This window comes from Candidatus Nomurabacteria bacterium (assembly GCA_023898665.1).
Classification (GTDB): Bacteria; Patescibacteriota; Saccharimonadia; order Saccharimonadales; family HK-STAS-PATE-42; genus HK-STAS-PATE-42.
Map to the genome: position 1 here is coordinate 190620 of CP060233.1, position 12724 is coordinate 203343.

At 39.4% G+C, this 12724-nt stretch carries 9 protein-coding genes; 4 read left to right on the plus strand and 5 right to left on the minus strand.

Annotated features, from left to right (window positions below):
- The first annotated feature begins 176 nt into the window (after nt 1–176).
- Nucleotides 177–2687 carry a valine--tRNA ligase gene (locus tag H6799_01100; protein ID USN97679.1) on the plus strand — a complete coding sequence of 837 codons (2511 nt, stop codon included), beginning with the start codon at nt 177–179 and terminating at the stop codon, nt 2685–2687.
- Here the strand turns inward: H6799_01100 and H6799_01105 are convergent.
- The 4 genes from H6799_01105 to uvrB all read right to left on the minus strand — a co-directional run bounded on the left by H6799_01105 (nt 2674) and on the right by uvrB (nt 6753).
- Complete coding sequence (locus H6799_01105) at nt 2674–3174, minus strand: hypothetical protein (protein USN97680.1); 501 nt, start codon at nt 3172–3174, stop codon at nt 2674–2676. The genes H6799_01100 and H6799_01105 overlap by 14 nt on opposite strands.
- Nucleotides 3175–3240: 66 nt before the next feature.
- The gene (locus H6799_01110) at nt 3241–3540 is read right to left on the minus strand and encodes a hypothetical protein (GenBank protein USN97681.1); all 300 of its coding nucleotides are present in this window, start codon (nt 3538–3540) and stop codon (nt 3241–3243) included.
- Between the two features lie 76 nt (nt 3541–3616).
- A complete protein-coding gene (locus H6799_01115; GenBank protein USN97682.1) occupies nt 3617–4639 on the minus strand; it encodes a hypothetical protein in 1023 nt (340 codons plus the stop codon).
- Between the two features lie 83 nt (nt 4640–4722).
- Nucleotides 4723–6753, minus strand: a complete 2031-nt coding sequence (gene uvrB, locus H6799_01120) for an excinuclease ABC subunit UvrB (protein ID USN97683.1) — start codon at nt 6751–6753, stop codon at nt 4723–4725.
- Nucleotides 6754–6824: 71 nt separating this feature from the next.
- Here uvrB and H6799_01125 point away from each other — a divergent pair, with 71 nt between their 5' ends.
- Nucleotides 6825–9074: a DNA translocase FtsK 4TM domain-containing protein gene (locus H6799_01125; protein ID USN97684.1), complete on the plus strand. Its 2250-nt coding sequence runs from the start codon at nt 6825–6827 to the stop codon at nt 9072–9074.
- Nucleotides 9075–9271: 197 nt separating this feature from the next.
- Entirely contained in the window at nt 9272–11227 is a 1956-nt protein-coding gene (locus tag H6799_01130) for a DUF11 domain-containing protein (GenBank protein USN97685.1), read from the plus strand.
- On the opposite strand, the gene H6799_01135 is transcribed toward H6799_01130, so the two are convergent.
- Nucleotides 11224–11586 (minus strand): YraN family protein, encoded by a 363-nt coding sequence (locus H6799_01135; GenBank protein USN97686.1) that lies wholly within the window; start codon nt 11584–11586, stop codon nt 11224–11226. The genes H6799_01130 and H6799_01135 overlap by 4 nt on opposite strands.
- 115 nt (nt 11587–11701) lie before the next feature.
- Here H6799_01135 and H6799_01140 point away from each other — a divergent pair, with 115 nt between their 5' ends.
- Complete coding sequence (locus tag H6799_01140) at nt 11702–12724, plus strand: DHH family phosphoesterase (protein USN97687.1); 1023 nt, start codon at nt 11702–11704, stop codon at nt 12722–12724.

Genomic DNA, 12724 nt, shown 5'->3' on the forward strand with positions numbered 1-12724 from the left:
CTAATACAAAAATAGGTGAGAACTTAGATATGCTCAGGGTAAATGGTATAATGTTTAGTATGAAACTTTTTAGGTTTATGTTTGGCGGTGTTCGTGGTGTCGTCCCATGTGGGGCTTAATTTTATATCACTTAAAATACTAAACTAAATACAAACTTAAATTTAAATCTACTATTTATGAACTTGGCAAAGACTTATGAACCTCAAGCTTATGAGGGAGAAATATATGAACTATGGGAGAGAACTGGGGCTTTTGAGCCAAAAGGGGATGGTGAGCATTTTGCTTTAATAATGCCACCTCCAAATGCGAATGCACCGCTACATATTGGTACGGCAACTTTTGTAAAACAAGACGCAAAAGTTAGATACGAGAGATTAAAAGGTAAGAGAACTCTTTATTTGCCAGGAGCTGATCATGCTGGTTTTGAAACTTGGTATGTGTTTGAAAAGGAACTTGCTAAGCTTGGTAAATCTAAATTTGATTTTACAAATCATGAACTTTATAAGATGACCTGGGATTTTGTGCAGGATAATATGCATCTTGCTAAAACCTCGTATAGACAAATGGGACTTAGTTGTAGCTGGGATAACTTTACGTTTACTCTTGATGAGAAAATTACTAAAAATGTAAAAGTTGTTTTTAAAAAGATGTGGGAAGAAGGACTGGTTTATAGGGGGAAGAGACTAGTTAATTTCTGTACATTCCATGGAACAAGTTTTAGTGATATTGAGGTAGATCACGAGGATAAAAATACTCCTCTTTATCATCTTAAATATGGTCCTTTTGAGTTAGTTACTACTCGTCCGGAGACAATTATGGGAGATACTGGAGTAGCTTTTCATCCGAATGATGAGAGATACATACAGTTTGAGGGGCAAGAAATTGAGATTGAAGGTCCTGAAAAATCATTTAAGGTTAGAGCAGTTGCTGATGAGCTGGTTGATAAGGAGTTTGGAACAGGCGTAGTTAAAGTTACTCCGGCGCATAGCTTTGATGATAGCGAAATTGCTGAAAGGCATAATTTGCCGTATATCGAAGTGATTGGTAAAGATGGTTTGATGAATGAGAATGCTGGTAAATATCAGGGCATGACAGTTTTAGAGGCACGTGAAGCTGTAGTTAATGATCTTAAGGCTAAAGGTTTAGTGATTAAAGTTGACGAGACTTATCAAAATAGGGTTGGAGTTTGTTACAAGTGCCACACTGTTATTGAGCCTTTAATGATGGATCAATGGTTTGTTAGTATGAAGCCCTTGGCAGAAAAGGCAATTGAAGGAATTGAAGCGGATAGAGTTAAGTTTGTTCCTGCAAAGAGAAAAGAGATTGGTCTGGATTATTTAAAGAATATTAAAGATTGGAATATTTCGAGGCAATGTCCATGGGGTATTCAGATCCCAGCTTTTTATAATGAGGAGATTGATGAATGGATTTACAGTGATAGTAACGAAGATGAGGTAACTGAGAATGGTAAGACTTATATTCGGGATACGGATACCTTTGATACCTGGATGAGCAGCTCCCAGTTCCCCTACTTAGCTTTGGGTTGGCCAGACGGTGAGAATTTTAAAGAGTTCTTCCCGACGAGCTGGCTCCATTTGGGTCGAGAGATCTTTACGCAGTGGGGTTTGAGGATGATTATGATGTCGCTTTATATAACAGGCGAAGTGCCATTTAGAACGCTGTATGTTAATGGGAATATTCGGGGAGAAGATGGCAAGAAGATGAGTAAGTCTCTTGGTAATAATGTTGCTGCTAAAGAAATCTTAGATGAATATGGTTCTGATGCAATGCGGATGGGGATGTTAATGATTGATACGACTCCAAGTGCTGACAAAGCATATGACCCAAGTAAAGTGGTTTTAGGGCGTAATTTTACTAATAAGTTGTGGAATGTGGCGAGGTTTATTGAGAACCTGCTTGACGAGCATAAGCTTAAGGCGAATGAGGTGGATATTGCTGCTCCAAAGTCTCCGGCCGATCATTGGATTTTAGGGGAGCTCGATATTGCTATAGATAAAGCTGATAGAGCATTAGAAAATGATAATTTTGGTGAGGCAATTAATGCTGTATATGATGTTATCTGGAATAAGTTTGCAGATTGGTATATTGAAGCGAGTAAAAGAGATTTAAATCTATCTGTTTTAACTGCGGCTTTAGAGACGGCTCTTAAGCTTGCTCATCCGTTTGCTCCTTTTGTAACAGAGGCAATTTGGCAAAGCCTTGGCTTTAGAGGTGAGGATAGCATGTTAGTTACTGAAACTTGGCCAACTCGGTTAGAGTTCAACGAGAGTTTAGCAGGTAAGTTTAATCTGGTGATTAAGGCAACTGAATTTGCACGTAAAGTTAAGACTTATGTTGGGCCAGAGATGGAAGTTTCTGCTGAGGATGATGATTTGGCTGAGCTTACTAAGAATTTGGCCAGGCTAAAAAGTGGAAGTAATTTATCTTCTAGTTTGAATATCCCAGGTCTTGAGGGCTGGAGTTTAATCTTATCTGATGAGAGTTTAGTAAGGTATAGAAATGAAATTGGTAGGAGAGTTGATGAGCTGCAGGCTCAGATTAAAAACATTGAAGCTAGACTTAATAATAGGGCATATATAGAAAAAGCTCCCGAAAAACTAGTTAACGAGAGCAGGGAAGTATTAGCAAGCTATAAAGAAGAGTTGGCTGAGCTTAAGAGCGAATAAGTGTTTCGGCACCTCTTTTAGTCGCCCTAGCAACGAGTTTTGATGCAACTTTTTCTCTGGCGTTAGGCTTTCTATTTGGTGCTGTTCGAGATTTATCTACAGTTCTTCTTACTGCTCCTAAAAGCGTAGTACCTGAAGATGCTTCTTCGAAGTCTGCATGTGTTCTGTATTGAGCTACGGTAGCTCCTTTGGCTGTTTCATCATAAGCAGCTGGATTTATTTTTGGTTTAGAGCCGTCATGAGTGTAGGTTGTTTCATATTTGCCGTTTAGCTTTGGCTTATAGCCTCCTGTTCTAACGACGAGCTCTTCCAAAGTTTGTTTAGGTGAAGCTTGTCTCCCAAGGCCTAGCGCTACCCCTGCTAATTTCATTGTAACTTTCTGGCCTGCTGTAGGCTTTGGGCTTTCGAATCTTGGAATTGGAGCAGGTTCTCCTCCTAGTTCTGGCATAGGTTGTACTGCTTGTGGTGCTTGATTTGGTGCTGTCATGTTTTTGTTTTATTCGTAGATTTACTTAAAATTAATCTTATCATTAAGCTTATGTAAAGTCAATACTTATGCGGCTTTTTTGACGTGGTCAAGTGGGACATAGGTTAGGGTTGCTTCGCCACCCTCGGGTGCACTTTTGGCAGTTAATACTTTTGTCGTCCCATCAGCTTCTTTTTTATTTAAACCGATTGGGGTGTGTAATTGTCCGTCATCATCTAACCAAGTATGCCCGCGTAAAGAGGTGTCCTCTAAGAATTTTTTTTGAGGAGTTTCGGCTCCATCTGTAAGGTCAATAACCCATCCTGCTACTTCATCTATAAGTGGATGTTGTTTGGGCGGTTTGTTATTAGCATTTGGATCTTGCATTTTTTGTTTAATGTCAAGCTTATTTATATAGAATATAGCATAGTTATTATGCTTAAGTCAATATCTAGGAGATATTTTAGTGGCCGTTGGTGCTGAAGTGCCAGGCTTCGCCGGAGTTATTGTAGATACCAAATTTGCCAGCGTTATTTCTGACCCAAGTTAAGCAGTTTCCGCTGCTGGCAAGTGGTGATCCATTACAGGTTAAGTCTACAGCTAGACCCCAGCGGTGCATACTTACTCCTCTTGCAGTTGGATAGCCAAGGTAGGTTAAGCAAGCTTGGTCAGCTGACGAACGATATGATCCTGGCGACTTAAGAAGGTTGATTCCGTTTTCACAATACTTTGCTTTTTTTGCAGCTAAACTTGGGTCAGTGTAAGCTCCTAAATTATATTTAAAGCTTTTGGCGTAATTAACAAACTCGGTAAAGTTGGTGATTGCTCCTCTGTTTACAACTATGTTTGTCCCGCTAACGGTAGTAGTAACTACGTTATCTGATGTCCCAGCTGAGCCTACATTACACAGCGGAGTAACAGAACCACCTTGGGTATACCTGGCACATCTTGTGTATGTTGGAAATTTAACGTTTCGGTCTCCGGTCTTAATGATTACTAAAAACAAATCTTCTTTACTGACGCCATTTCTGTATTGGTTTAGAAGGTTAGTATATTCAGTAGAAGTGATTGGTCTTTGTAGGCAGGCTTCGTATGCTCTATTGGTAAAGCCTCCAAAGCCAGTTTTTCTTGATTGTCTTTGTCCTTCTGAACTGTAGGCTAGTCCGCGGGCAAGATCTTTAATATTGTAATTTGTTCTGACATATCTTTCTCTCCAGTATCTAGATTCGGTTTCATTACGAGGGATTCTGCCTAAGAATGTGGAGTAAGAGCAGCTAACAATTTTATTTACATCTCTATCATTTATAGGCGTGGCGCTACTATTAAAAAATTGAGTGTGCGTAAAGGCTCCGGCTAAGATTATTAGCCCGGCAATAAGAAGTCTTTTTCCAACAGTTATGTTCTTAAGCTTTGAAGGAACTTTAATTTCTTCGTATTCTTGATGAATAGACTTAGTTGGGTAGTTCTTTTTGAAGAGTTTTTTCATGCAAAAATTATTATGCTGTAATTTGCCTATAACTCTAGCATAAGTATAGCTATTAAGTCAATATTTGATTAAAATAATGAAAATTACTTTTGGAGAGAGCGGATGGCGTCGCGGAGTTCGGCAGCGAGTTCGAATTGGAGGTTGGCCGAGGCTAGTTCCATTTGGCTTTGTAGGTCTTTTAGTAAAATCTTTTTTTCGGTTTCGTCGATTTTGCCCTTGGCGCTTTCTACTAAACGGAGTGGATCAGTCTCTCGAGCTTTAATTTCTTCTTTAGTGAGCTTCTTCTTTTTATCTGGTGCGGTAATAATTTCTCTGAGGCCTTCGGAGATCTTTTTGTTTATACCTGTAGGTTTAATCCCATGTTCTTGATTAAACTTAATTTGGATTTCTCTTCTCCGCTTAGTCTCGTCGATGGCACGTTGCATGCTTCCGGTAATATTATCGGCGTACATGATGACTCTTCCTTCGACATGTCTGGCGGCACGACCTATGGTCTGGACTAATGCTGGCTCTGAGCGCAAGAAGCCTTCTTTGTCAGCGTCTAGTATCGCGACTAAGCTTACCTCTGGTAGATCTAGACCTTCTCTTAAAAGATTGATACCTATTAATACGTCGTAAACTCCTAATCTTAAATCTCTTAAAATATCTGTGCGCTCAACTGTGTCGACTTCGCTATGTAGATATGCGGCTTTGATCCCTAAATCTTCGAGATGTTCTGAGAGATCTTCGGCCATACGTTTGGTTAGAGTAGTGGCAAGAACTCTTTGGTTCTTTTCGATAGTCTCCCTAATGACATCAATTAGATCATCAACTTGGTGCTCGGTTGGTCTGATCTCAATTTCTGGATCTAGTAAACCAGTAGGGCGGATGACTTGCTCGGCCGGATCTGGATCTTTTTCTAATTCGTAAGGCCCAGGTGTAGCAGAGACATAAATAGCTTGATTAACGTGATTTTCGAACTCGGCAAAGGTAAGAGGTCTGTTATCTAGTGCACTTGGGAGTCTAAAACCGTGCTCTACTAAAACTTCTTTGCGGGCTCGATCTCCGTTATACATGCCCCTAATTTGGGGAAGTGTCATGTGCGATTCATCGACAATCATTAAGTAATCATCAGGGAAGTAATCAAGCAATGTAGCTGGTTGTTCACCTGGTTCGCGGTTAGTGAGATAACGTGAATAGTTCTCTATTCCTTTTACAAAGCCGGTTTCGCGCATCATTTCTAAGTCTTGTTCGACGCGCTGTTTGATGCGTTGGTGCTCGATAAATTGCTGATTTTTTTTGAACTTTTCTGACTGTAAAACTAATTCTTGTTCAATCTTGCCGAGAGCTCCATTAAGCTTATCTCGAGGTGTTACGTAGTGTGAGGATGGGTAGATTGTAACCTCTTTAGGGCTATCGAGAACTTCGCCGGTGAGTGGGTTGATGACTTTAAGTTGTTCAATCTCGTCTCCAAAGAATTCAATTCTATAAGCTACTTCTTCACCTGCTGGGATGACATCAACGACGTCGCCTTTTGCCCTGAAAGTTCCGCGCTCCATGGCGTAGTCATTTCTTTCATATTGAATATCGGTAAGATGACGCAAGAATTTATCGTATTTTCTTTGTTCGCCAACTTTAAGACGAATGGCCATATCTCCGTAATCTTCTACTGATCCGATGCCATAGATGCAAGAAACTGATGCAACAATTATTACATCACGACGTGAAAGAAGTGATGAAGTTGCAGCGTGTCTTAATCTATCGATTTCTTCGTTAATTTTAGAATCTTTTTCGATAAAAGTATCTGAAGATGCAATATATGCCTCTGGTTGGTAGTAATCAAAATAACTAACAAAATAATGGACAGCGTTGCTAGGGAAGAAAGATCTGAATTCTGAATATAGCTGGGCAGCGAGGGTTTTGTTGTGGCAAATGACGAGTGTTGGTTTGCCAGTTTCTTGTATAAGATTAGCCATGGTAAAAGTCTTACCTGATCCGGTTACGCCTAATAAGACTTGTTCTTTTTGGCCATTATTAAGTCTGGCTAGGAGTTTTTTTATTGCTTCTGGCTGATCTCCGGTGGGCTTATAAGCGGAGTTAAGTTTAAACTTTTTCTCTCTAGAGTCTTGATTCACCCCTATATTTTAACATGAGCATTGTCTACGGTTTAGCAATAGGGATGTAATAGTGTAAACTTAAGCTATATATGCCAAAGAAAAAATCTGTTAAAAAGTCTGTAGGAAAAGTTAGTAAAAAGCCAGCTAAGCACGGAGTGCCTGGTGGCTTTTGGCAACAAGTTATAGCTTTTATGGCTTTGGTATTTGCTTTAGTTTTAATACTGGCGATTGTTGGAGCAGGCGGTGGAGCTCCAGATGAAATGTTTAAAGCCTTTAGAAGCCTTATAGGCTTAATCGCTTTTGTTATACCTTTTATTATAATTTATTTGGCTCTAAAGAAGATGTTCGCTGAGAGTAATATGTTGCCAGTGAGTGTCCATTTTGGATTTGTTAGTTTCGTCGTTGCTTCTAGTGCAATGGTCGCAGTAACTTTAAGTGAAGGGACTCGTGTGCAAAATTCTGGTGGGGAAGTAGGAAAAACTATATCTCAAAGTACTTTAAACTTTTTGCATCCAGTAGCTGCGTTTTTTGTTTTCTTAAGCTTAACTATTATTAGCTTGATGTTTATTTTTAAGATTCAACCAAAAAAGTTGATCGAGATAATAATGAAGTTGTTCAGACCAAGAGAGAATACAAAAGTTAAACAGCACAATGACAACGAAGAATCTAGCTTTGCTCTTGATAAGCCGTCAAAGCTCAAGCTTAATCGTGGAGTAGAGGTAGAAGATGGTAGTGGAGAGAACTTCGGGGAAGTTGATGTTAAGGAGCCCGAAAGTGCAGCTAGCTTTAAAGAGAGGCTTAATTCTATTAAAGGTAATTTACGACCAGAGACGGAAGTTAATGATGAACCAAAGTCTGCTTTAACAGCCGTAGAAGATGAAGGCTGGGAATTCCCACCAGTTGACTTGTTAGATAATAAGACGTTTAAAGCTGATGCAGGTGATATCACTAAAAATGCAAAAATAATTCAAGACACTTTGTCTGACTTTAAGATTGATGTTGAGATGGAGGAGGCAAATGTAGGGCCAAGAGTGACTCAGTATACTCTAAAGCCTGCTGCCGGGGTTAAACTTAATAAGATTACCTCCCTTGACACAAATTTAGCCCTTAATTTGAGTGCAAGTTCAATACGTTTAGAGGCGCCGATTCCTGGTAAAGGAGCAGTTGGGGTAGAAGTGCCTAATAAAAAGAGTGCGATGGTGACAATGCGTAGCATACTGGAGAGTAAAGAGTGGAAGTCGGCAAATGATCCACTAGCTTTTGCGGTTGGTAAAGATATAGCCGGACATGCAGTTATTGGGGATCTTGGCGGGATGCCTCATCTATTGGTGGCTGGTCAGACTGGTTCTGGTAAGTCAGTAATGATTAATACTTTGATTTCTTCACTATTATTTAGGCATGGTCCATCAGAAGTCAAATTAATCTTAGTTGATCCAAAACAGGTAGAGCTTGCTCCATATAATGGTATTCCTCATCTTTTAACTCCAGTAATTGTCGAGCCAGAGAAGACTCTTTCTGCACTGAAGTGGGCAGTTAATGAGATGGAACGAAGGTACTCATTGTTAGCAGAAAATGGACATAGAAACATTAAAGGTTATAACGGTGATAAAAAAATTGAAGAGAGTATGCCCTATATAGTCATTGTGATTGATGAGCTTGCAGATTTGATGATGGTCGCAGCTCGTGATGTTGAAGGATTGATTGTTAGAATAGCTCAAAAGGCGCGGGCAGTTGGTATCCATTTAGTTTTAGCGACTCAAAGGCCGAGTGTTGATGTAATAACAGGTTTAATTAAGGCTAATATCCCGGCTCGTATAGCGTTTACTGTTGCTTCACAGATTGACTCTAGAACAATTATTGACCAGGCAGGGGCAGAGAAACTATTAGGGAAAGGTGACATGTTGATAACTACAGCGCAGAATCCTAAGCCTAGGCGTGTGCAAGCAGCTTGGATTGATGACCCTGAGGTGGTAAAGGTGATTAACCAGATTAAGACTCAGCGGCCTCCAGAATATAATGATGAGGTTGTAGCTCAGCCGGTACAACTTAATGGTAAGGGTGGTGTAGTATTCGATGGTGGAGGGGGAGGCGATAGCGATGATGACATGTATAACGATGCAGTGGCGGCTGTAATGGCAGCTGGTAAAGCATCTGCTTCTCTCCTGCAAAGAAGGTTAAGAGTTGGGTATGCTCGCGCGGCCAGGCTAATGGAAGAAATGGAAGAACAGGGCGTGATTGGTCCGGCAGATGGCTCAAGACCTCGAGATGTTTTAGTCTCTGGAACTCAAATGAGTAATACGATGAGCACGTCTAACATGGATATTGAAGAGGAAATTTAACCTTAGCTTAAAATTGAATTGATTAAGCTTATGTTTACTCTGTTAATCATTTATTTTAGGGCTTGACTTTTTATGATCTCTTTTGGTATATTTGTGCATAGTTATTTAAGATAAGCGAGAAACAGAGATTGAGAGTCCAGATTTCTAAAAAGCTATCAATTGAGATTTAGAAATAATTTAAGCTAAGAGGATTTAGTATGTCAGAGAAAAAATCTACTAAAAAGAAAACTAATGTTGTTTCTGCTGCATTTAAAAAAACAGTAAGTTTCTTTAAAAAGAAACCACTTCTATTTTTAGCACTTTTAGCAATTGCTGGTAGCTCTGTAACCTTAATTGGTGCCAGTGCAGCTAGTGGTGATTGTTCGGACAACTCAATTGTTAAGTGTGGCGGATTTAGCAATGGCTCTGGTCCCTCTCAGGCAAACTTTAATAGAAATGTAGCGACTTATCATAACGCTGGCAATGTAGATAAGATTTTTGATCACTATGGAATCGATGACACTAGACTAGGATCTTTACCACTAGGTACTGTTAATAGTGACGGCAAAGTTTATCTTAACGGTAAGGTGGTGGCCACCGGTGCTCGATCTACAGGTAGACAGTGGGTCTCTGGATCTACTGCTATAAAGATCCCTGGTTATGCGGATATATACGAAAGAGATGTCAGTAGGATCTTTAGGCAGGGATCAATTCAAGCCTGGATTAAGTTAGACGCCAATGGAAGGTTTATGTATGCCGTGTTAACAGTGTGTGGCAACCCTGTTGTTGGTACTCCGGTTGAGCCTCCAAGACCAAGACCAACTGGTACTGCTCTTTGTACCGCTCTAAGAGTTGATAAGCTTGATAGAACTCGATTTAAGTTTGGTGTTAGTGCTAGTGTAACTGGGTCTGCTAGACAGTATGGTTATATAATTAGTTACGGTGATGGAAATAACGGAAGCGTTGTTAACTCTGCAAATAAGGTTACATTTAGCCATAGTTATGCTCAACCAGGAACTTATAAGATTCAGGCAGCTTCGGTAGCAATGCTTGATGGTAAAAAGATTTATGGTGCTGGTCCAACTTGTGCAGCTACTGTTACTGTCGAAAAACCACCAGAGGAGCCAAAGACTCCTGACTTTAAGATTATTAAGTATGTTGATGGTAAGGATGCTAATGATAATGCTTCTGCGGTATCTGTAAAAGCTAACCAAGAATTTGAATACAAAGTAGTTGTTACTAACACTGGTGAGACTAAACTTACAAATGTTAAAGTATGGGACGTTCTACCAACTGGTGTAACTTATGTAGACAATACTCTTAAACAAGATGGAACATTGGTAACTAATGATTCTGACTTCTTTAATGCATCAAAAGGTGTGATTATTAAGTCAATTGATCTTGGTAAGTCTGTTACATTTACTATGAAGGCTGTTGTTAAAGCTAACGAGAGTGAAGTAGAGAAAAAGTGTGCTAAAGAAGGAACATACTACAATAATGTTGCTAAAGCAGATCCAGAAGGAACTCTTCCTGAGAAGACTGACCCTGCAGTAGTTAAGTGTAAAGAAATTCCAAAGGTTAATAAGCCTGGTGTTGACATCGAAAAAGATGTGAGTAAATCAGAAGTACAAGTTGGTGAAGAATTTACATGGTTCTTGGCTGTGACTAACACTGGTAACGTTGATCTAAAGAATGTTAAAGTAACTGACCCAGCTCCTGCAAATATCGACTTTATTAGTGCTCCTGCGGTTACTGGAACTAAGATTACAGTTGGTGCTAGAAACTTTGAAGCAGTAATTGAAAACTTAAAAGTTGGTCAAGTTGTTAACTTTGAGATCAAAGCTAAGGTCACTGCTCAAGTAACTGGTCAGATCGTAAACACTGCTTGTGTTGATGCTCCAGATGTTAAAGATCAAGGCGATAACCCAGAGGTTGATGACTGTGACGATGCAGAAGTGAAAGTTCCACCAGTACCTGAGAAGTGTCCGATTCCTGGATTTGAGGATCTAGATAAAGATAGTGATCTATGTAAGGTTGTCCCACCTGTTACTCCGGAGACTCCAAAAGGAATCCCAAGTACTGGAGGTGGTGAGTTAATCTTAATGTCAGTTGTGGCTCTAGCGATTGGTTCTGGTGTATACGCTTATATCTTAAGAGGAACTAAACGAGCTTAATACTCCACTATACTTTCAACAAAATTAGTAATATCGAACTGGCTTCCGGCCAGTTCGATTGCTGATAGGGTTCTTTGAAAGTGAGAGTATTCTGGATTAAACTTAAGCCATTCGTATGAGGCTCGTCTCATTTGGGTTAACTTCTTTTTGTTAATAGCCTCAAGACCAGTTCCAGAATCTGAATGGTGCCTGTATTTTACCTCTATAAAATAGACTGTTTGATTTTTATACATAACTAAGTCGATCTCACAGGTTCTGGTGCGCCAGTTTTGTGCAAGTAATTTATACTCAAATGTATTTATTAAATAAGTTGCGGCATGCTGTTCTGCGAGCCGGCCAATAGAGGTAGTGTTGGGCATTAATTTTTATATTATCATTCTTTTTCTCTTTGGATAGAAAAAGAGACAAAAAGATCATTTTAATTTTGGTAGGCCTAAAATCAAAATTATTCGGGGGTGGTATAATATATGACGTATGAATAGTTTTAAAAGTTATATTGAAGGGTCTGAGCACATTTTAGTGATCCAGGCAGAGAATCCGGATGGTGACTCTGTGGCTTCCTCTTTAGCTTTAGAAAGTTTAATCTTAGATAATTATCCTAATAAAAAGGTGACAATGTTCTGTAATATGACAGTTCCGGCGCACCTGAGATATCTAAAAGGTTATGATAGAGTATCGCAAGACTTCCCAAGAGATTTTGACCTAGCAATTGTCGTTGATTGTGCCGAAGAAGTTTTACTTTCAAAAACTTTGCAACAGCCAGAATCAGGAAAGCTTAAGAAGTTACCTGTTTTAATCCTCGATCATCATAACGATGTAATTAATCTACCTTTTGAAACAGTTAATTTTATTGATGAAACTGCAGTATCTACCGGGTCTGTTGTGTTTAATTTGGCTAAAGAAAATAAATTAGAAGTTAGTGAAGATACGGCAACTTTTATTACGGCTAGTATTTTAAGTGATACGATGGGCCTAACTTTGGATTTTGTAAAGGCGGATGATTTTAGGGTAATTGCTGAGCTAATTGATTTAGGCGCGAACGTATCTAAAATTGATCAGGCTAGAAGAGAGTTAAATAAGCGTCCTCAGTTCATTACTCAATATAAAGGTGAACTGTTGCAAAGAGTGGAGTATTTACTAGATGGGAGACTAGCGTATGTGCATATCCCATGGGAGGAGATTGAGAAATACTCTGGCATTTATAATCCGCCAATTTTAGTATTTGAAGATATGAGGTTAACTGAGGGTGTACAAGTAGTGATGGCGGTTAAAACTTATAAAAATGGTAAGATGACGGCTAAGATTAGGACTAATCCTGGGTATGAGGTTGCAGGAGCGGTTGCTGAGAAATTTAACTGTGGTGGGCATCCAGGCTCTGCTGGCTGTAAAGTTGAGCCAGGGATGTATACTTATGATGAATTTAAGGCTGAACTTATTAAGTATACGAGGGAAGAGCTGGATAAGCTTAATGAAAGTGATAATTTGAACAAAAGCTGA

Excerpts from the sequence above, each read along its gene's own strand:
- H6799_01100 (USN97679.1), top strand. The coding sequence starts at position 177 with ATGAACTTGGCAAAGACTTATGAACCTCAAGCTTATGAGGGAGAAATA.
- H6799_01105 (USN97680.1), bottom strand. The coding sequence starts at position 3,174 with ATGACAGCACCAAATCAAGCACCACAAGCAGTACAACCTATGCCAGAA.
- H6799_01110 (USN97681.1), bottom strand. The coding sequence starts at position 3,540 with ATGCAAGATCCAAATGCTAATAACAAACCGCCCAAACAACATCCACTT.
- H6799_01115 (USN97682.1), bottom strand. The coding sequence starts at position 4,639 with ATGAAAAAACTCTTCAAAAAGAACTACCCAACTAAGTCTATTCATCAA.
- H6799_01125 (USN97684.1), top strand. The coding sequence starts at position 6,825 with ATGCCAAAGAAAAAATCTGTTAAAAAGTCTGTAGGAAAAGTTAGTAAA.
- H6799_01130 (USN97685.1), top strand. The coding sequence starts at position 9,272 with ATGTCAGAGAAAAAATCTACTAAAAAGAAAACTAATGTTGTTTCTGCT.
- H6799_01135 (USN97686.1), bottom strand. The coding sequence starts at position 11,586 with ATGCCCAACACTACCTCTATTGGCCGGCTCGCAGAACAGCATGCCGCA.
- H6799_01140 (USN97687.1), top strand. The coding sequence starts at position 11,702 with ATGAATAGTTTTAAAAGTTATATTGAAGGGTCTGAGCACATTTTAGTG.